Below are 20021 nucleotides of genomic sequence, written 5' to 3' on the forward strand. Positions count from 1 at the left end.
GCCATGCCCAGCACCCGGGGCGCCGCGATCCGGCTCGGGATCTTCGCCGTCGTGGCGCTGGTGGTGACGGTCACGATCGCCGCCACCATCCGCCCGTTCGGCTCGCACACCGCCACCACCGGCTACCGGGCGGTTTTCACGTCGGCGAGCCGGCTCGTGCCGGGTGACGACGTCCGGGTCGCGGGTGTCGCGGTCGGCAAGGTCACCGGTGTCTCGGTGACGCCGGACGCGAAGGCGGAGGTCAGCTTCACCGTGGCGAAGGACCTGCCGCTGCTGACCACCTCGCGCGCCGAGATCCGCTACCTGGACCTGGCCGGCAACCGCTACCTCGCGGTGACCGAGGGGGACGGCGGCCCACAGCAGTCGCCGCGCCGCGTGATCGGCACCGACCGCACCCAGCCGGCTCTCGACCTCGACGACCTGCTCGACGGGTTCAAGCCGCTGCTGGTCGCGCTCTCGCCGAGCGACGTCAACAAGCTCACCCTCGACATCGTGCGCACCCTGCAGGGCGACGGCTCGACGGTGCAGCACCTGATCGCCAAGACCGCCTCGCTGACGACCGGCCTGGCCGAGCGCGACCAGCTGATCAACGACGTCGTGCAGAACCTCAACGGTGCCGTCGGGTCGATCGCCGACCACCACACCCAGCTCGAGGAGCTGATCGGCCAGCTGCGCCAGCTCGCCGGCGGGTTGGCGTCCCAGCGCACCGACGTCGGGGCGGCGATCGGCCACATCGACGAGCTCACCCGGCTCTCGACCACGCTGCTGGCGCGCGGTCGCCCGTCGATCAAGGCCGACATCGCAGCCCTCCAGGCCGTGATGGAGACGCTGTCCTCGCCGACCGGCCATGCCGAGATCGACCACGCGCTCAACCACCTGCCGGACAAGCTGCGCCGGCTGACCGCGACCGCGGCGTACGGGTCCTGGTTCAACTACTACGTCTGCGGCGTCCGGATCCACCTCGCCACCGGGGTCCCGGCCACCGACAACTGGCTGACCGCGGCGCTCGAGCAGGTGCACGTCGTCGACACCGCGAAGAGGTGCCAGTCGTGAGCGCCCGGACGACCCCGCGTCGCCCGGCGTACGCCGGAGCCATCGGGCTGGCGATCACCGCACTGCTGATCTTCGCGGCGATGAACGCCGGCCGGCTGCCGGTGATCGGGCACGGCGGTCGCGAGGTGCGGGCAGACTTCGTCGACGCCAGCGGGATCGAGAAGGGCGACCGGGTCGAGGTCGCCGGGGTCCGGGTCGGCGAGGTGCGCGGGCTCGCGATGGGTCGCGGCCACATCGAGGTGCGCTTCACCGTCGCCGACGGCATCAAGCTCGGGTCGCGGACCACTGCGCGGATCAAGGTCGGCAACCTGCTCGGCAGCAAGTACCTGCAGGTGATCCCGGCCGGCGGCGGCACCCTGACCGGCACCATCCCGGTCAGCCGGACCCGACCGGCGTACGACGTCACGGCAGCGCTCGGCGACTTCACCGAGACCACGGCGCCGATCGACACGAAGCAGCTCGAGACGGCGCTGTCCTCGATCACCACCACCTTCCGCGGCGCCGCGCCCGACGTGCGCGCGTCGGTCCGCGGGCTCTCGACGATCGCGCGCACGATCGCGGACCGCGACGCCGACGTCTCGGCGCTGCTGTCGCGTTCGGAGAAGCTGACCGCCTCGCTCGACTCCAGCCGGGGCGACATCGCGGGCCTCGTCCGGGACGCCGGCCTGCTGCTCGCCGAGCTCGACCGACGCCGGGAGGCGATCCACGGTCTGATCGTGCACACCGACGCGCTCGCCGTGCAGCTGCACGGCCTGGTGCGCGACAACCAGGCGACCCTGGCCCCTGCGCTCGCGGCGCTCGGTCAGGTCACCGCGCAGCTCGAGCGCCGTCAGCACGACGTCGAGGCGACGCTGCACGCCGTCGCCAAGTTCGCCCGGGTCTTCGTCGACACCATCGGCAGCGGCCCGTGGTTCGACTCCTACATCGCCAACCTGCCGGACTCGGTCACGAAGGACGCCCCGTGATGAGCCGGCGGGTGATCCCCGCGATGACGTTGCTGGTCCTGGTGCTGCTCGCCGGCGCGCTGATCATCCTCGGCGGGCACCAGACCCGGACCGTCTCGGCCGAGTTCGACCGCACCGTCGGCCTGTTCGAGGGCTCCGACGTCCGGGTGATGGGGATGCGGATCGGCGAGGTCACCCGGATCACCCCGCACGGCACCGCGGTCCGCGTCGACATGTCCTACGACGCCAAGTACCGGCTGCCCAAGGACGTGAAGGCCGTCGTGATCGCGCCGTCGGTGATCGCCGACCGGTTCGTCCAGCTCACTCCCGGCTACGTCGACGGTCCGGTGCTCGCCTCCGGTGCCGTGATCCCCGAGCAGCGCACGCGGGTACCGGTCGAGCTCGACCGCTCGCTCGAGGTCACCCAGGACCTGGTCACCGCCCTCGGGCCCGACGGGGCCAACAAGAACGGGGCACTGTCCGGAGCGCTCGGCACCGTCGCGCACCTGCTCGACGGCAACGGGGCCGCGACCCGGAACGCGCTCCAGGCACTCGCCGACGCCAGCGGCACCATCGCCCGCGGTTCGGGCAACCTGTCCGGCACGGTCACGCACCTGGCGTCGGTCAGCGGGACGCTCGCCACCTACGACGACGACGTACAACGCTTCAACACCGAGCTCAGCTCGGTCACCGGTTCGCTCGCCGCGGACTCCGACCAGCTCTCGGCCCTGCTGGCCAGCCTGGCCCGCTCGCTGGGCGAGGTTTCCACGTTCGTCGCTCAGAACCGCAGCGCGCTGGTCACCGACGTCGGCCGGCTCAGCTCGGTCACCCAGGCGCTGGTCAACGAGCGCCAGGCGCTGACCGAGATCCTCACCATCGCGCCGTTGGCGTTCACCGACCTGACCGAGACCTACGACCCGCAGGCCCAGGCGGTGCGCACCCGGGCGAACTTCAGCGAGATCGCCCGCATCCTCGACCAGGTGGTCTGCGACGCGCTGGTCAAGCAGGCTGGTTCGAAGGTCCAGCCGTTGTGCACCGCGCTGCACCAGTTCCTCGACACCACGCCGTTGCGCAGCGGGCTCGACTCCCTGCCGACGCCGCCGGCAGCACCGACCGCACCGGCGACCAGCGGCCGGACGAGTCTGTTCAGCGGGCCGCTGGCCAGCCTGACCTCGATGGGAGGCCTGCTGTGAAGCGCCTCCTGACCGGTGCGCTGATGAGTGCGCTGCTGCTGACCGGCGGCTGCGGGTTCGCCGGGATGTCCGACCTGCCGCTGCCCGGTGGCCCGGACGTGGGCTCGCACCCGATCACGGTCACGGCCGACTTCAGCGACGTGCTCAGCCTGGCCCGGGACGCGACGGTGAAGTACGACGGCGTCACCGTCGGGAAGGTCGCGAAGGTCGGCCGGCACGGGTGGCAGGCGCGGGTCACCCTGGAGCTGCGCGGCGACCTCGACCTGCCGGCGAACACCACCGCCCGGATCGCGCAGACCAGCCTGCTGGGGGAGAAGTACGTCGAGCTCGCCAAGCCTGCGCACGCCACCGGCCACCTCGGCAACGGTGACCGCATCGCGCTGGCGAGCACCAGCCGCGGGCGCGAGGTCGAGGAGGTGCTGGGCGCCCTGTCGCTGCTGCTCAACGGCGGTGGCGTCGCGCAGCTGCAGACCATCACCCACGAGCTCGGCACCGCGTTCGGCGACCAGGGCAGCACCAAGGCCTTCCTGCGCGAGCTCGACCAGTTCGTCACCACGCTGGACCGCAACCGTTCGACGATCATCGCCACGCTGGAGAACGTGAACCGGCTCTCGGGCCAGATCGCCCGCGACCGCACGACGATCGCTGCGGCGGTCGCGACGATCACGCCGGCGGTGCACAGCCTGGCCCAGCAGCGCACCCAGCTGGTGACCATGCTCAACCGGCTCTCCGAGTTCGGCACCGTGACCAGCTCGCTGCTGCGGCGTTCCACCGACGACCTGGTCGCTGACCTGAAGGCGCTCGAGCCGGTGCTCCAGCAGCTGCAGAAGGCCGGGGACGCGGTGCCGCGGGTGCTCGAGACGGTCCTCAGCTTCCCGTTCCCCGACGAGGTGCTGAAGGCGGTGAAGGGCGACTACGTGAATCTCGACGTGCTCGTCGACCTCTCGCCGCTGACCCTGCTCGGCAACGCGACCGGCGACGACGAGAAGCTGCAGAACCTGCCCGGCGCGCTCACCCCGCCCAGGTCCGGGACCACCACCACGACGTCGCCGGTCCAGGGCGCCGTCGGTGCGGTGCTCGACCTGATCGCCTCGCTCACCGGGACCGGACGATGAGCCGCGGCGCCCGGATCCGGCTCTGGGTCTTCCTGGTGATCGGCGGGCTCGCCGTCATCAACGCCGGAGCCCGGTACGCCGGCCTGACCGATGCCCTCCTGCCCACGACGTACTCGGTCTCGGTGCACCTCAAGGAGAGCGGCGGCCTGTTCCAGCGCGGTGAGGTGACCTACCGCGGCTTCACCGTCGGACGGGTCCAGCGGCTCGACTTCCGCACCGACGGCGTGATCGCGCGGATCCAGATCAAGGACCGCTGGAAGATCCCCGCGGACCTGACCGCGGAGGTGCACAACCGCTCGGCCGTCGGTGAGCAGTACCTCGACCTCGTCCCGCACACCGACCACGGCCCCTACCTCCACGACGGCTCGGTGATCCGGACCGCCCAGACCACGACACCGGTGCGCGACCAGGACCTGATCGTGGCGACCGACCGGCTGCTGAAGTCGATCGACGTCGACGACCTCGCCACCGTGGTCGACGAGTCGGCGACCGCCTTCGGGGGCGAGGGCAACGACCTGGCGGCGCTGCTGACCAACAGCCGCACGATCCTGAACGCCGCGCAGACCTCGCTCCCGGCGACGAAGGCGTTGCTGCGCTCGGGCGCGACCGTGCTCGGTACCCAGGACCTGCAGGCGCGCACGATCGCCGACTACCTCGACTCCCTGGCCCGCACCAGCGGTGTCCTCGCGAACCGCGACCGCGACGTCCGTCTGGTGCTCGCCGACGGCACCCGGGCGGCTCGCGAGCTGCAGCTGCTGGCCGACGGGCTCTCGCCCGAGCTGCCCGACCTGCTCGCGCACATCGTCGACATCTCCGGCCTCCTCGATGCGCACCGCGACGGCATCGAGGAGACCCTGGTCGCCATCCCGTGGGCACTGGCCAGCGCCCAGACCCCCGGTCGGGACGGGCGCGCGCACTTCACCTTCGTGGGCGGACTGACCCCGCAGCCGTGCCGGACCGGGTACATCCCGGCCGCGGACTGGCGCTCGCCGCTGGACCCGACCGTCTCGGACCTACCGGACGACATCGGTTGCCGGACGCCGTCCTCGGTGCCGCGCGGGGTCGCCGGTCACTAGCAGGACCCGTTGGTCGAACCTGTCGAAACCTGGTTGCCCGCACCGGATCAGCCCTGGAACGCTCGCGGCATGGCCGATGCCAATCCGTTGCTCGACCCCTTCCTCGCGGCTGCCGAGGACGTCACCGCCGTGCGCCCCGAGGTCGACCTCGACCTGGCCCGCGAGCTGATGGGCGAGGCCGCCGTGATGCTGCACAACGGTCTGGCACTCGAGGGTCTCGACGAGCACGACACCCGTGCTGCGGCGACGGTCCTGGCGCACGCCCTCGTCGACGTCGACCCGACGGCCGCCGTGCGCGCGGCCGCTCGGGACGTGCTCGGTGACGGGGAGCTGCACGAGCCCGAGGTCGTCTCCGGCGCGATCCTGGTCGCGGCCGCGATCCTTCAGCTCTAGAGGGTCAGCGCCACGGCGAGAGCGGCGGCGCCGAGCACGGCGGCCGGCGCGTAGGCGAGCACGGGTTCCCGGACCCGCAGGTGAGCGCCGCAGCCGAGCAGGGCTTGGAGCGCGAGGCCGCAGCCGGCGGCGATGCCGATCCAGGTCGCGACGAAGACCCCGGCGACGAGCCCGAGCGCTCCGAGGGTCTGGAAGAACCCGGCGACCCGGATGACGCCGTACTCCAGGTCGACCCGCTTGGCCAGGACCTGCATGGAGTCGACGCCGGCGAGCTGCTGCAGCCCGCCGGCGCCGAAGATCGCGGCCAGGGCGAGCGCGCCGACCTCGGGGACGGTCACGCCAGCGCGACCATCTCGTGCAGGGTGTTGCCGGTCCGGGTCACGGTGTTGCCGCCGTCCTCGTGCACGGTCAGCTCGAAGCGCGAGTCGAACCGGAAGTAGCCGGGGCGGCCGACGAGCTTGCGGATCAGCGGCTTGATCCGCCGGATCACCGGGACCTCGTCGAGGAGGTCCTGGGAGTCGATGATCCGCTCGACGTCCAGGCGCAGGTCGAACTGGCCCGGCGCGTTGATCCGCACCCACGTCGGGTACTCGCGGTTCGCGTTCTCGTGGAAGACCATCGGGCCCTCGGTCAGCTCGACCTCGCCGGTGCTCAGCAGGATCTCGCCGTTCTTGGCGAGCATCACCGGCTGCGAGCGGTGGTGGTCGAACCGCTTCTGCGTCATCACGTTGGCATAGATGAAGGAGTAGTCGTCGAGGTAGAGACGACCCCAGTGCCAGCGCTCGATGATCCGCTTCATGTCGCCTGCGCCCCAGTTGTGGTCGGCGTACCCGATGCCGGCGGCGTCCAGGGTCTGGTCGCCGATCCGCACGGTGCCGGTCACCCGGGCGCGCGGCGCGGCGACGACCCAGCCGAAGTGCTCCTTCGGGCTGTAGTGCGTCTCGCCCTTGCCCGGCATCCAGCTCGGCAGCTCGTTGTGGAACTGGAGGTCGAAGACCACGTCCTCCTCGGCGAGGTAGGCGTGCTGGACCGGCAGTGCACCGGAGCGGTCGACCCAGCACTTGTTCGGGCCGACCTGGGCGTCGACGTCATCGCTGGCGAAGCTCGACTCGGTCTTCGGGTAGTGCGCCCGGACCTGCCGCTTGGTGCCGTCGGGGGAGTAGATCAGCAGCTCGACCGAGGGCTTGGCCCACGGCGGCTCCTCGGGACGACGCTTGGTGATGAACGCGACCACGGTGTGGCCGGTGTCCAGGCGGGCGTCGAAGTACCAGTGCTCGAAGGCGAGCTTGCTGGTCGAGGCGTGCAGCCCGTGGTCGCTGGGCTGGACCTCGGTGAGCACCGCGTCCTTGGGTCCGGGGCCGTTCCAGGCCTCGACGATCGTCACAGTCATCTCCTCAGTGCCGAGCTGGCGTCGAACGCGGCCTCGCGGCCTTCCATCTGGGCCTCGTACCAACCGAGTCGGTGCTTGACCATCAGCTTGTTGTGCAGGCCGCGCAGGCCCGGGAGCCGGCGCAGCAGCTCGGTCACGGTGATCAGCGGCCAACGGGCGATCAGGATCAACGTCCACGGGAAGGCCCGGGGCAGGTCGTAGGGCTTGCGGGTGGCCGGGGCCATCCAGACGCCGCAGTACGCCGCGATGATCCGGAAGTTGTACGCCGACCGCAGCCGCTGGAGCCGGGACTGGCCGGGGCGCGGGGCGAACGCGGCCGGGAAGGACTCGATCAGCTCCTTGCCGTGCTCGCCGGAGTCGTAGGAGCGGGCCGCGGTCGACATCGCGAGGACCTGGAGGCAGTCGCGGACGGTCGTGGGGCGCCACTGCGGCTGCACGCCGAGCAGGTGGCCCTGGTACTGGTTGAAGTGCAGCAGCGCCCGCATCTCCTTGGGCGTGGTCTGGTAGCCGAGCACCCACAGCGCCATCGCGGGGGCGATGGAGCCGCCGATCTGGGTCAGCATCATGTAGGTCTGGCTGATCGGCAGGCCCCAGAGCTCGTCGTCCCACTCGGGGTGGTCGGCCACGCGCTTGCGGACCGCGACGTGCATCACCCGGACCAGCATCGCGGTGGTGCGGCCGGCGGAGCCCGGGGTGAAGAGCGCCTCGGCCTCGGAGGTGTCGATCCAGAACTTGCAGGACTCCAGGAAGCGGCGCAGCGCGTTGTCCCCGGCGTAGCCGCCGGCCAGCGACAGCGGAGTGGCGACGCCGGCCTCGGTGTAGATCTCCAGGGTGATCACGCCGGCGACGTTGAACAGCATCGTGCCCCAGCGGCGCCAGATCTCCGCGCCCAGCTCGACCTGCTCGCGGTCGACCCAGTCGGGGACGGTGTTGAAGTCGGCGAACAGGTCGATCATCGACTGCGGCGCGTCCGGGACCGACTCGATGCCCTCGGCCAGGGCCTGGGTCAGCATCTGGCGACCCTTCTGGTGGCCGGCTGGGCCGAAGAAGACCTCGGCGACGAAACGCTCAGCGACCGGGTCCCCGCCGTACAGGTCGTCGAGCAGGAACCGGGCGTGCTCGTCGGTGGGGAAGAGGTCGTGCTTGAACAGCTTCTTGACCAGCTTCTCGCGCTTGAGCCAGGCGGGTTCGTTGCGCGCCTCCCAGTAGCGGAAGTGCGTCGGGGCGCGCCACTCCCGGGAGCTGGAGACGTCGCTGATCTCGGCGGTCATAACTCCATACCTTAGGGTATGGTGACGGGGTCAGCAAGCGCTCCGCTCCTCGCTAAGGTTGTTCAATGACCGCCAGTGCCTCCTCCCGCCTGTCGATCGAGGACTGGACCGAGCGCGCCCTGGCGTTGGTGATGGACGAGGGCGTCGGCGCCATCAAGATCAACCGGCTCTGCAAGGAGCTCGGGGTCACCAAGGGCAGCTTCTACTGGCACTTCGCCGACCTCGACGCGCTGCTCGAGGCCATCGCCGAGCGCTGGTGCGCCGAGACCCGCACCCTGCTCGGCAGCCTGTCCGCGCTCGACGACCTGCCGCCGCTGGAGCGGATCCGGGCGATGGCCCTGCGGCTCATCGACGGCCCGTCGTTCAGCGTGGAGCGGGCCCTGCGCGAGTGGGCCCGCAGCGACGCGAAGGTCGCCGCGATGATCGTGGAGTCCGACCAGTTCGTCTTCGAGCTGGTCCAGGCGGCGCTGGTGGACCTCGGTCACACGCCCGAGGGAGCCCGGATGCGGGCCGGCTTGCTCGTGTACGCCGGCATCGGGTTCGCCCACGGCCAGAACTCGCTGCCGCAGCCGACGGCGGACGACATCGAGGACCTGGTCGCGTTCCTGGCGGGGGAGGCCGCCCGCTAGCCCATTCTGCGGGACGCGCGTCCCGAGATTCGAGACAACGCGTTGTGGCGATTTGCCACAACGCGTTCTCTTACCCACTATTGTCTACTAAATAACTTAAGAAACTCTCTCGGGCACACAATCACAACCTCATGATCACCTCCTCATGAAAGAGGCATCTTCGTGCGTAGATCGTTCAGGCTCGCGGGACTCACCGCAGCAGGTGCGTTGGCGGTCGCAGCCGTCCCGTTCCTGGCCACCAGCAGCGCCCACGCGGACACCTGGACCGGTGGCGACCTCGTCGTCTACCGCGTCGGCAACGGCTCGGCCGGGCTGACCAACGCCGCGGCTCCGGTCTTCCTGGACAGCTTCCACGCCGCGGGCGGCGCGCCCTTCGCCAGCCTCGCGCTCCCGACCACGACCGCGGACGGCAACAAGCCGCTGACGGCAGCCGGCCTGTCGCGCTCCGAGGGTCAGCTCACCCGCTCCGCGGATGGTCACTACCTGGCCGTCACCGGCTACGCCGCGACGCCCGGCACCACCGGCCCGTCCGGCACCAGCCTGACCGCGAGCGACAAGAACACCGTCGGTCGCGTCGTCGGCATCGTCGATGCCAACGGCGGGGTCGACACCAGCACGGTGCTCACCGGTTCCAAGGCGCCGACGATCATCCGGTCCGCGGTGACCGACGGCAGCCGCTACTGGGCGACCGGCGACAAGTCCGGCATCGTCGGCGCCGCGTTCGGTGGCACCCCCGCGGTGATCGCGGGCAGTGCCAGCGACAACCTCAACGGCCTGAGCGTGCAGTCCGGGCAGCTGTTCACCAGCGGCCTGCTCACTCACCGCCTCAGCATCGTCGGCTCCGGCGTACCGACGTCCTCGGCGTCGTTCGCCGACCTGCCGGCGGCACCGACCACCAACGAGGCGATCCCGGCGAACCTGCTGACCTACGGGTACGCGTTCGTGGATCGCATCGACGGCACGGGGTACGCCGGCACCACCCTGGACACCCTGTACGTCGCGAACGCGTCCAACCGCAACGGGACGCTCGACAAGTACTCCTTCAACGGCACCAACTGGGTCGCCAAGGGTTCGATCGACGTCCCCGGCATCCAGGGCCTGGTGGCGAACAAGACCGGCACCAACCCGAACGGCGCCGTCGAGCTGGCGATCACCACGCCGACCGCCCTGCTCGCGAAGACGGACTCCTCGGCGGCGACCGGCACCCTCACCGCCGGCGCCCCGACGACGCTGGCCACGGCCGGTGCGAACACCGAGTTCCGCGGCGTCGCGCTGGCCCCGACCGGCACCAACGGTCCGGTCGCGTTCTACCGGAGCCCGGCCGCCTCGGCCTCGGTGCCCGCCGGAACCGCGATCAGCGCCTCGGCCAACGTGCTCGGCGCCGTCACCGGCGTGACCTTCAAGCTCGGCACCGGTACGCCGGTCGCGGCGACCAAGGGCGCCGGCAACGTCTGGACCGCCTCGATCCCGACCACGGGCAAGCAGGTCGGCAGCTACGCCCTCGAGCTCAGTGCCACCGACGGCACCACGACGGTGACGCAGACCCGGACGGTCGCGATCACGGCGCCGACCGGTTCGGTGGGCTACGGGACCTACGCGATCCGCAACACGCTGTTCAAGCGGGCCGGCACCTGGGCGACGTTCTCGACGACGTACTCGCCGGACAAGAAGGGCCTGTACACCGCGACCGCCAAGCGCTCGATCACCGGTTACGTCTACGGCTCGAAGCTGGTGCTCACGTTCCAGAAGCGGACGACCGCCGGAAAGGTCTACCTGATCGTCGACGGCAAGAGCACGCTGATCGACCTCTACGGGACCAGCACCTCGAAGTACACGAAGACCTTCACCTTCACGGGAGCGCTGAAGAAGCACTCCTTCGTCATCAAGGTGGCCGGCACCAAGCGGTCCGCCTCGAAGGGCAAGTACGTGTACGCAGCCGCCGTGCAGGTCGTCAAGTGACCTCCGAGACCTCGAAGAGAGCAGGAACTTCCATGCGCAAGAACACCTCCGGCCTCGGGCGGATCGGGGTCGCCCTGGCGGCGGCCGCGATCCTCACGATCGGCGCCACCGGGATCGCCACCGCCGACCCGAACTACAACCCGGACACCGGTGCGGGCACCGTCGGTGACGCCCCGACCGGCAAGACGCAGACCCAGGTCTTCGCCGGCGTCGGAGCGGACGCCTTCGCGGAGCTGACGAACAACTTCGCGAACGCCTACAACAACCGGCCCAGCGCGACCGACCCGGTGATCGCCTCCTACGACGCGGTCAACCCGAAGACGAGCGCCGCCGGCGAGACGATCAACACGAAGCCGGGCTGCTCGCTGGTCCGCCCCAACGGCGCCAACGGCGGACTGACCGAGATCCTCAAGAACAACAAGTCCACCGTCGACGGCACCACCTACTGCGTCGACTTCGTGCGGGCCAGCCGGGCGAAGAAGACCGACGGCACCGAGGCGGCACTGACGTTCTTCGCGCAGAGCCAGGACGCGGTCGGCTACGCCACCATCGGCAACGCCTACGCCCCGACCGCCCCGCTGACGAAGGCGCAGCTGAAGGGGATCTACACCTGCCAGATCACCGACTGGAGCCAGGTCGGCGGCCAGGCGGGCGACATCCACCTGTACGTGCAGCCGGCCAGCGCGGCGACGTACACGTTCTAGCTGCAGGCGATCGGCGTAACCAACGGCGTCAACGACGTCGCCGCCGGGTGCGGTGCGGTCGGTGCGGCCGGCTCGCGGCAGATCATGTCGCAGCAGAACGACGGCCGGACGCTGCAGGGTGACCCGCAGGGCATCGCGCCGTACGCGATCACGAAGTGGGCCGCCCAGGAGAACGAGGTCCCCGGCATCCGCGACCTGCGCGGAGGCGCCGACCTCGGGCTGATCGTCACCAACGTGGCCGACACCGCCGTCGCGCCGACGGTGACCTCGGGCCAGTACCAGGTGCTGAACCCGGCCTTCACCGCCGCCAACCCGTCGTTCGCCCGGTTCTTTTTCAACGCCGTGCGCACCGCGGACCCGAACTTCGCCGCCCTCTCGGCGATCTTCGGCCCCGGCGGCTACCTGTGCACCAACCAGGACGCCCTGCTGGTGCCCTACGGCAACACGCCGCTGGGTGACCACTGCGGTTCCGAGAACCCGTAGTACGGGTCCGGGGCCGCCCGCCCTCCTGGGCGGCCCCGGGCCACTGCGATCGAACCTGACCACCTTGATCGAGCTGGAGCACCGACCATGACCACCCCGCTTCGCCGCACAAGCAGATCTCTGGGCGCCCTGCTGGGCGTCCTCGCGGTCCTCGTCCTCTCGCTGGTGCCGCCCGTGGCCGCCGGTGCGGCGGACGTCCCCGGCTCGGTGACCGTCGCGGCGCCGGGCGCGGGAGCGAGCGCGAAGGTGACGGTCAGCAAGGTCTCCAACCTGGTCAACCAGACCGTCGCGGTCAGCTGGACCGGCTTCCAGTCGAGCTCGGCCACGCGGTTGAGCAACTCCGGTGACTCCTACGACGTGAGCACCAAGCGGCCGGTGCGGGTCTACCAGTGCCGCGGCGCGAACCCGAGCTCCTCGAGCGACTGCTACGGCTCGCCCGGCTTCGGCGGGGTCGCGGCGACCGCGGATCACCCGGCCGTCCCGGCGGTGCCGGCGTTCACCTACCCCGGCCAGCAGAACGCGTACGACGCGAACCCGGACGGGCCCTCGAACTGGCAGGACACCGTGACCGCGCCCGACGGCAGTGGCGAGGTCGCCATCCAGCTCTTCACCCGACGCGAGTCCGCGGCCCTGGGCTGCGCCGACGACACCCCGTGCTCGATCGTGGTGGTGCCGAACTACGGCGATGCCGACGGCAACGGCGCCACCGAGCTCTCGCTGGACGCCCCGTGGGCCTGGGCGAACCGGACCGTGATCCCGCTGAGCTTCCTGCCCCTGGACGTCTCCTGCCCGTTGACCGGGAAGTCCGTCGACGTCGAGGGCAGCCCGGTCGCCGCCCGGCTGCTGGCCAGCTGGCGCGCCCGCACCTGCACGCTGAGCAGCGGCGCGGTCCGGATCGACTACACCGCGATCGGTGAGCCGCAGACCCGCACCGACGTGGCCGGCAGCTCGACCGACGTCGGCCTGGTCATCGACCCCCTGAACGCCGAGGCAGCCTCGGACCACGGCGTCGTCTACGCGCCGGTCGCCGCCTCGTCACTGGTGGTCGCCTACCAGATCGACGACGCCGAGGGCCGACCCGTGCGCGACCTCAAGCTCAACGCCCGACTGGTCGCGAAGCTGATCACGGCCTCCTACCGGACCGGCGGCAACGACGCGGTCACCGGCAACCCGTTCAACCTGTTCCACGACCCCGAGTTCCTCGCGCTCAACCCGGGCATCGACTGGCCGGACGGCTCCCCGGGCAACCACCCGCTGCTGCTCGCCGACATCTCCGACACCACCCAGGCGCTCACCCGGTGGATCGAGGCCGACCCGGCTGCGCGCGCCTTCATCAACGGCAAGCCGGACCCGTGGGGGATGCACGTCAACACCCACTACAAGAAGATCGCGCTGCCGTTCGACACCTTCCCGGTCCTCGACCAGGCCCAGTCCGACTTCTTCCAGCCGATCCAGGAGCTCGACGCGCTGGCCCGGCAGACCTCGATCGCGCAGTTCCCCGGCGCGATCACCAGCATCGAGAACGGCGTCTCGGTGATCAGCAAGCCGCCGCGGCAGAACCCGGGCAGCCGCGAGGTCATCGGGATCATCGACGCGGCCTCGGCTGCTGACTTCCGGCTCTCGACCGCACGGTTGCTGAACGCTGGCGGCGCGTACGTCGCGCCCACCAACGCCGGTGTGCTCGCGGCTCTCGCGCACTCGAAGCCGAATGCCGACCAGGTGACTCGCACCGTCGACCTGGCCAGCAAGGACAAGGCGATCTACCCGCTCAGCCTGCTGATCAGCGCCGCCGCGTCGACCAAGGCCACCACGAGCGTGCGCACCTCGGTGAGCACCTTCCTCGACTACGCCGCCGGTGCCGGTCAGGTCCCCGGCGACGAGATCGGCAGGCTGCCCGCCGGCTACGTCCCGCTGCCGTCCGCGCTGCGCACCAAGATCGAGGCCGCCCAGCACGCGTTGAAGGCCGGCTACCAGGCACCCGCTGCCGACCCGACCCCGACGACGACGCCCACCGGCACCGACACCCCGACCGAACCGGTCGCCGCGCCGCCGGTCGACGCCGCTCCGCCCGCCGCCGTCGCCGAGCCCGGCGTCGACGACGTGAAGCAGCTGGCGGCCAGCACCACGTCCCTGCCGCAACCGCTGGTCCGCCGGCTTCTCGCGTTGCCGGTGCTCGTCGGGATCGGGCTGCTCGCCAGCCTGGCCGGCCCGTCGGTCGCGCTGCTGCGGAAGGTCGGGAAGGGGCCGGCATGGTTGCGACACTGACCCCGCCGCCGGTCCGCCCTGCCGAGCGCGCGCAGCTAGCGCCGGCACGTCGGGCGCTGCCCGTGCCGCTGGGTTACGCGGCTCTGTCCGCGTGGATGCTCACGACCGTGGGCCTGGTGCTGCTCGCCTTCGTCGGTTTCCTGCTCCTCGGCAGCTCGGTGCAGGCCAACCGCGCCCAGGACGTCGCGTACTCGAAGATCCGTGAGCAGCTCGCCGACGGAATCGCGCCGGTCAGCGGCGTGGTCGCGGCCGGGACGCCGATCGGCGTCCTGGAGATCCCGGCGCTCGACCTGCACCAGGCGTTGCTCCAGGGCAGCACCAGCGAGCAGACCGTGGACGGGCCCGGGCTCAAGAGCGACACCGCGTTCCCCGGGGCGACCGGCAATTCGCTGATCGTCGGCCGCCGGGCGACCTTCGGGGCCCCGTTCCGCCACCTCGCGCGGCTGAAGGTGGGGGACGAGATCACGGTCGTCACCGGGCTCGGCAAGGCGGTCTTCACGGTGGACGTGGTCCGGCACTCCGACGACCCGACCAGCACCGTCCCGGCCGCGGCCTCGCGGATCACGCTGGTGACCTCGGACCCGGCGCTGACCCCGACGCGCCAGATCGTCGTCTCGGCAGCCCTGGTCGGTACGCCGTACCCGGCAGCCACCACGCCGGTCGCCCGCGACGGCGAGGCGCCCGGCCAGCGCACCTGGGACCGCGCGATCTTCGTCCTGCTCTGGACCCAGCTGCTGCTGGTCGTCGCGTGGGCGACCACCCGGCTGGCGCTCCGGTTCGGGCACCGGGCGGTGTGGATCGGCGCCGTGCCGGTCGTGCTCTTCGTCCTCTGGAACCTCTTCGAAGGAGTGGCCGTGCTGCTCCCCAACACCCTCTGACCCGCGACCGCACCCCTGACCGAAGGTGAGCACCATGACCGACACCCTGACCACTCCGCTCCCGCCGCTGCCGACGAGCGCCGGGACGCCGGCGACCCTGAGCGCGCGCAACGTGGGCGCCTGGTTCGGCGACCACCAGGTGCTCGAGGGTGTCGACCTGGAGATGAAGGCCGGGCAGGTGACCGCGCTGATCGGACCGTCCGGCTGCGGCAAGTCGACCTTCTTGCGGATCCTGAACCGGATGCACGAGCTCGTCCCCGGCGCCAGCCTCTCCGGCGAGGTGCTCATCGACGGCGACGACATCTACGCCCCGACGATGCCGCCGATCGAGAGCCGTCGTCGGATCGGGATGGTGTTCCAGAAGGCGAACCCGTTCCCGACGATGTCCATCCACGACAACGTGCTCTCCGGGCTCAAGCTCGCCGGCAAGGGGTTCGGCAAGGGCCGTGCGGCCGAGGCCGGTGACCTGGTCGAGCACAGCCTGCGCAGCGCCGGCCTGTGGGACGAGGTCCGCAACCGGCTTGGTGCCCCGGGTGGCTCGCTGTCCGGCGGTCAGCAGCAGCGCCTGTGCATCGCCCGCGCGCTCGCGGTCTCCCCGGACGTGCTGCTGATGGACGAGCCCTGCTCGGCCCTCGACCCGACCAGCACCCGCCGCGTCGAGGAGACCATCGCGGCGATCGCCCACGAGGTCACGGTCGTCATCGTCACCCACAACATGCAGCAGGCCCAACGGGTCTCCGACCGCTGCGCGTTCTTCCTGGCCGCCGAGAACCAGCCGGGCCACATCGTCGAGCAGGGCTCGACCGCGGACATCTTCGAGAACCCGCGCGACGAGCGCACCTCGGACTACGTGAACGGTCGGTTCGGATGAGCGCCCTCCTCGAGCACGCACCGCCACCACCCCCGCGCAGCGACGAGCGCCGCGAGATCCACCCGGTCCCGCCGCGCTCGGACCGGATCTTCGTCGGCGCGGTCCGCACCGCGTCGGTCTCCACCCTGGTGGTGATGGGCCTGATCGGTCTGTTCCTGCTGCTGCGGGCGATGCCGGCGCTGAAGGTCGCGAAGTGGCACTTCCTCACCGAGCACCAGTGGCTGCCGGAGGTGAACAAGTTCGGCGTCGCCTCCCTGCTCTGGGGCACGATCCTGATCGCGCTCATCGCCCTGGCCGTCGCGGTGCCGGTCGCGTTCGGGGCCGCGCTGTTCATCAGCGAGTACGCGCCGCGCAGCCTGAAGAAGCTGCTGATCACGCTGACCGACCTGATGGCCGCGGTCCCGGCGGTCGTCTACGCGATGTGGGGCTTCTTCTGGCTCCAGGGCCACCTGCTCGAAGTGTCCAAGTTCCTCTCCGACACGTTCGGCCCGGTACTGCCGTTCCTGCGCGTCGACAACCCCGACACGCTCTCGTCGTACTCGTCCTCGGCGTTCATCGCCGGGGTCGCCGTCAGCGCCGTGGTGCTGCCGACGATCACCTCGGTGATGCGCGAGGTGTTCTCCCAGGCGCCGGTCAGCGAGCGCGAGGGAGCGATCGCCCTCGGCGCCACCAAGTGGGGGATGATCCGCACCGTCGTGCTGCCGTTCGGCCGCGGCGGCATCATCGGCGGGATCATGCTCGGCCTGGGTCGCGCGCTCGGCGAGACCATCGTGGTGTTCCTGATCATCTCGCCGATGTTCGACTTCACCACGCATCCGCTGCAGAGCGGCACCAACTCGATCGCGCCGCACATCGCGCTGCGCTCGACCGAGTCCAGCGGCACCGCCCTCTCCGGCCTGCTCGCCTGCGGTCTGGTGCTGTTCCTGTTCACCCTGCTCATCAATACCGCGGCGGGGTTCGTCATCAGCCGTTCGCGGTCCGGCGCAGCGACGGAGATCTGATGAGCACGAACCTCCCCGCGCCCGGTCGGATCCGCACCGGCGGGCTCAACCCGGACCAGCTGTTCCACCTCGGCAGCGCGGTCGCCGGCTCGTTCGCGCTGACCTGGATGCTGTTCGAGCGGATCCTCCCGGTCACCAGCCCGCTCGGCTTCGCCGTCTCCTGGTACGCGCTCTTCCTGACCATGTACGCCGTCATCAGCGCGACCACGCTGGACCGGGTCGGCGTCGTCGACCGCGTCGTCGGAGCGCTGGTCGCCACCGCGGGAGCGGTCCTGGTCGCCGTGCTCGCCGGCATCGTCGTGTTCATCACGATCCGCGGCAAGGGCGCGCTGGCGCACACCAACTTCTACACCGACACCCTGGCTCTGGTGGGGCCCGATGACGGTCTCACCAAGGGCGGCATCTACTCGGCGATGATCGGCACCTTCGAGCAGGTCGCGCTGGCGATCCTGATCAGCGTGCCGGTCGGCATCGCGACCGCGGTCTACCTCAACGAGGTGGGCGGTCGGCTGGCCCGGACGGTGCGCACGGTGGTGCACGCGATGAGCGCGATCCCGACGATCGTGGCCGGCCTGTTCATCTACGCGATGTTCATCATCGGCTTCGACCTGCCGCACTGGCTGCCGCTGCTCGGCGACCGGGTGAGCCTGCCGCGCAGCGGGTTCGCGGCCTCGCTCGCGCTGTCGGTCAGCATGATCCCGGTCGTGATCACCACCGCCGAGGTCGTGCTCCGGCTGGTCCCGAACGGATTGCGCGAGGCATCCCTCGCACTCGGCACGAGCAGGTGGCAGACCGTGAAGGGCGTGGTGCTGCCGACCGCTCGCCCCGGCCTGATCACCGCGGTGCTGCTCGGCATCGCCCGGGTCATCGGCGAGACCTCGCCGGTGCTGCTCGTCGCGGGCTACACCAACGCGCTCAACTACGACCCGTTCCACGGGCCGCAGGTCTCGTTGCCGCTGTTCGTGTTCAACCTCGCCCGGCAGCCGTTCGACGTCGCGATCGCCCGCGCGTTCGGTGCTGCCGTGGTCCTGCTCGTCCTGGTCGTCATCTTCTTCGCGACGGCCCGCATCCTCGGCGGTCGCGCCCCGGGTCAGGTGAGCGCGCGCAAGCAGCGTCGCCTCTCGGCCCGGCTCGCACGCCGCCAGCTCGTCGAAGGGAACCTCCTGTGAAGAAGCCTCGTCCGGGCCGGCGTACTGCCGTGCTCCTCGCGCTGCTGGTGGTCAGCCTCGGGCTGGACCCGGCGCCCGCGCACGCCGACAGCTACGTGCCGATCTCCGGTGCCGGGTCGACCTGGTCGCAGGTGGCCGTGGACGCCTGGCGCGCGGACATCCGGGCCAGCGGCGTCGTCGTGAACTTCGCCGGCACCGGTTCGACCGACGGCCGCTCCCAGTTCATCCAGGCCACCGTCGACTTCGCCAACTCCGAGATCCCGTTCCAGAACCCGCCCGAGCCCGGTCAGCAGGCCGAGGTCCCGGAGCGCAAGTACGCCTACCTCCCGATCGTCGCCGGCGGTACCTCGTTCATGTACAACCTGACGGTCGGGGGCAAGCGGGTCCGCGACCTGCGGCTGTCGGGCCCGACGCTGGCCAAGATCTTCACCGGCAAGATCACCCGCTGGAACGACCCGGCGATCACGAAGGACTACGGACGGGCGCTGCCGAACATCCCGATCGTGCCGGTCGTCCGCTCCGACGGTGCGGGTGCCTCGGCCCAGTTCGCGCTCTACATGCGCAGCCAGGCGTCGTCGATCTACTGCCCGTTCATCCGCTCCAAGCTGCACCTGAGCGGCAGCGCCTGCCCGAGCGTGTCCTTCTACCCGCAGTTCGGCGCCTCCAAGGCTCAGGTCGGCTCCAACGGCGTGGCGAACTACGTCTCCGCCCAGTACGGCGCGGGCGCGATCGGCTACGTCGAGTACGCCTACGCCAAGCGGATCGACTTCCCGGTGGTCAGCCTGCTCAACAAGGCCGGCTACTTCGCCCAGCCGACTGCTGGCAACGTGGCCGTCGCGCTGACCAAGGCGAAGATCAACGCGAACCTGACCCAGAACCTGGAGAGCGTCTACACGAACCCGGACCCGCGCACCTACCCGATGTCGTCGTACTCGTACATGATCGTGCCGACCACGACGCAGGCCCCGTTCAACGTGAACAAGGGCAAGACGCTCTCGACGTTCATCAACTACTTCCTCTGCGCCGGGCAGCAGAAGGCCGACAAGCTCGGCTACTCGCCGCTGCCGAAGAACCTGGTCGAGGCCGGCTTCAAGCAGGTCAAGCGGATCCCGGGCTTCGTCGCCCCGCCGTCGATCAGCCAGTGCAACAACCCGGCGCTGCGGATCCTGACGACGGCTCCGATGCCGGACAAGTGCTCGAAGGTCGGAGCGACCTGCGCCTCGGCGCCGGGAGGCACCGGCGGCAACGGGACCGGCGGTACGTCCGGCACCGGTGGCACCGCGCAGCCCGGAACCGGTACGCCGACCCAGGCGGTCGCCCCCGACGCCCAGCCGACCGGTGACCCGTTGTCCGGGGGCCAACCGCAGGCAGGGGCCGGCGGACCCGCGGCCGCGACGGCGATCCCGGTCTCGCTCGCCGACGCCCGCGCCGAGCGCAACCGCAACCGGCTGCTCTACGGCATCTCAGCCGGGCTGCTGCTCCTGGTGGTGCTGGTGCCTCCGGTGCTGATCGGCCGCGCACGAGCGCGCTGATCCCTGAACTCCTCACGGCCGGCGCCCGTCCTGGTCAGACGCGGTGCCGGTCGTGAGGGCTGGCCGAACGGTCGCTCGCGTACGTCGAACGGTCG

The 20021-nt window shown here is 70.7% G+C and carries 19 protein-coding genes; 16 read left to right on the forward strand and 3 right to left on the reverse strand.

Annotated features, from left to right (window positions below; translation table 11 throughout):
- Positions 1-3: 3 nt before the first annotated feature.
- The 6 genes from EFL95_RS04660 (at position 4) to EFL95_RS04685 (ending at position 5774) form a co-directional block, all read left to right on the forward strand.
- Complete coding sequence (locus EFL95_RS04660; RefSeq protein ID WP_183407027.1) at positions 4-1053, forward strand: MCE family protein; 1050 nt, start codon at positions 4-6, stop codon at positions 1051-1053.
- Complete coding sequence (locus EFL95_RS04665) at positions 1050-2018, forward strand: MCE family protein (protein WP_123232894.1); 969 nt, start codon at positions 1050-1052, stop codon at positions 2016-2018. The genes EFL95_RS04660 and EFL95_RS04665 overlap by 4 nt, the downstream gene beginning before the upstream one ends.
- On the forward strand, positions 2018-3190 hold the full coding sequence (locus tag EFL95_RS04670; protein WP_123232895.1) for an MCE family protein: 1173 nt from the start codon (positions 2018-2020) through the stop codon (positions 3188-3190). The genes EFL95_RS04665 and EFL95_RS04670 overlap by 1 nt, the downstream gene beginning before the upstream one ends.
- Positions 3187-4305 carry an MCE family protein gene (locus EFL95_RS04675; RefSeq protein ID WP_123232896.1) on the forward strand — a complete coding sequence of 373 codons (1119 nt, stop codon included), beginning with the start codon at positions 3187-3189 and terminating at the stop codon, positions 4303-4305. The genes EFL95_RS04670 and EFL95_RS04675 overlap by 4 nt, the downstream gene beginning before the upstream one ends.
- The gene (locus EFL95_RS04680; protein WP_123232897.1) at positions 4302-5381 is read left to right on the forward strand and encodes an MCE family protein; all 1080 of its coding nucleotides are present in this window, start codon (positions 4302-4304) and stop codon (positions 5379-5381) included. The genes EFL95_RS04675 and EFL95_RS04680 overlap by 4 nt, the downstream gene beginning before the upstream one ends.
- A 69-nt stretch (positions 5382-5450) precedes the next feature.
- Positions 5451-5774, forward strand: coding sequence for a hypothetical protein (locus EFL95_RS04685; protein ID WP_123232898.1), 324 nt, complete (start codon positions 5451-5453; stop codon positions 5772-5774).
- Here EFL95_RS04685 and EFL95_RS04690 read toward each other — a convergent pair.
- Genes EFL95_RS04690 through EFL95_RS04700 form a run of 3 tightly spaced genes read right to left on the reverse strand, consistent with a single transcriptional unit; the run spans position 5771 to position 8435 of the window.
- On the reverse strand, positions 5771-6112 hold the full coding sequence (locus tag EFL95_RS04690) for a DoxX family protein (protein ID WP_123232899.1): 342 nt from the start codon (positions 6110-6112) through the stop codon (positions 5771-5773). The two genes, EFL95_RS04685 and EFL95_RS04690, sit on opposite strands and share 4 nt — an antisense overlap.
- A complete protein-coding gene (locus tag EFL95_RS04695) occupies positions 6109-7158 on the reverse strand; it encodes a hypothetical protein (RefSeq protein ID WP_246004807.1) in 1050 nt (349 codons plus the stop codon). Before EFL95_RS04695 ends, EFL95_RS04690 begins: the two co-directional genes overlap by 4 nt.
- 2 nt (positions 7159-7160) lie before the next feature.
- Positions 7161-8435 (reverse strand): oxygenase MpaB family protein, encoded by a 1275-nt coding sequence (locus EFL95_RS04700; RefSeq protein WP_123232901.1) that lies wholly within the window; start codon positions 8433-8435, stop codon positions 7161-7163.
- Between the two features lie 65 nt (positions 8436-8500).
- Between EFL95_RS04700 and EFL95_RS04705 the strand changes: the two genes are divergently transcribed.
- The 10 genes from EFL95_RS04705 (at position 8501) to EFL95_RS04750 (ending at position 19926) form a co-directional block, all read left to right on the forward strand.
- Positions 8501-9064 (forward strand): TetR/AcrR family transcriptional regulator, encoded by a 564-nt coding sequence (locus tag EFL95_RS04705; protein WP_123232902.1) that lies wholly within the window; start codon positions 8501-8503, stop codon positions 9062-9064.
- Positions 9065-9226: 162 nt separating this feature from the next.
- The gene (locus tag EFL95_RS04710; RefSeq protein ID WP_148044972.1) at positions 9227-11023 is read left to right on the forward strand and encodes a hypothetical protein; all 1797 of its coding nucleotides are present in this window, start codon (positions 9227-9229) and stop codon (positions 11021-11023) included.
- 32 nt (positions 11024-11055) lie between these two features.
- Positions 11056-11727, forward strand: coding sequence for a substrate-binding domain-containing protein (locus EFL95_RS04715; RefSeq protein WP_123232904.1), 672 nt, complete (start codon positions 11056-11058; stop codon positions 11725-11727).
- Positions 11728-11811: 84 nt separating this feature from the next.
- A complete protein-coding gene (locus EFL95_RS04720) occupies positions 11812-12210 on the forward strand; it encodes a hypothetical protein (RefSeq protein WP_123232905.1) in 399 nt (132 codons plus the stop codon).
- An 87-nt stretch (positions 12211-12297) separates the two neighbouring features.
- The gene (locus EFL95_RS04725; protein ID WP_123232906.1) at positions 12298-14475 is read left to right on the forward strand and encodes a type 2 periplasmic-binding domain-containing protein; all 2178 of its coding nucleotides are present in this window, start codon (positions 12298-12300) and stop codon (positions 14473-14475) included.
- A complete protein-coding gene (locus EFL95_RS04730) occupies positions 14460-15353 on the forward strand; it encodes a sortase domain-containing protein (protein ID WP_148044973.1) in 894 nt (297 codons plus the stop codon). The genes EFL95_RS04725 and EFL95_RS04730 overlap by 16 nt, the downstream gene beginning before the upstream one ends.
- Before the next feature lie 34 nt (positions 15354-15387).
- A complete protein-coding gene (locus EFL95_RS04735) occupies positions 15388-16224 on the forward strand; it encodes a phosphate ABC transporter ATP-binding protein (protein ID WP_123232908.1) in 837 nt (278 codons plus the stop codon).
- Positions 16221-17225: a phosphate ABC transporter permease subunit PstC gene (gene pstC, locus EFL95_RS04740; protein ID WP_123232909.1), complete on the forward strand. Its 1005-nt coding sequence runs from the start codon at positions 16221-16223 to the stop codon at positions 17223-17225. Before EFL95_RS04735 ends, pstC begins: the two co-directional genes overlap by 4 nt.
- Positions 17225-18394, forward strand: a complete 1170-nt coding sequence (gene pstA / locus EFL95_RS04745; RefSeq protein WP_123232910.1) for a phosphate ABC transporter permease PstA — start codon at positions 17225-17227, stop codon at positions 18392-18394. The genes pstC and pstA overlap by 1 nt, the downstream gene beginning before the upstream one ends.
- Positions 18391-19926: a phosphate ABC transporter substrate-binding protein PstS gene (locus EFL95_RS04750; RefSeq protein ID WP_221176323.1), complete on the forward strand. Its 1536-nt coding sequence runs from the start codon at positions 18391-18393 to the stop codon at positions 19924-19926. The genes pstA and EFL95_RS04750 overlap by 4 nt, the downstream gene beginning before the upstream one ends.
- Positions 19927-20021: the final 95 nt, after the last annotated feature.

The sequence above is a fragment of the Nocardioides marmorisolisilvae genome (assembly GCF_003725775.1).
Lineage (GTDB): Bacteria > Actinomycetota > Actinomycetes > Propionibacteriales > Nocardioidaceae > Marmoricola > Marmoricola marmorisolisilvae.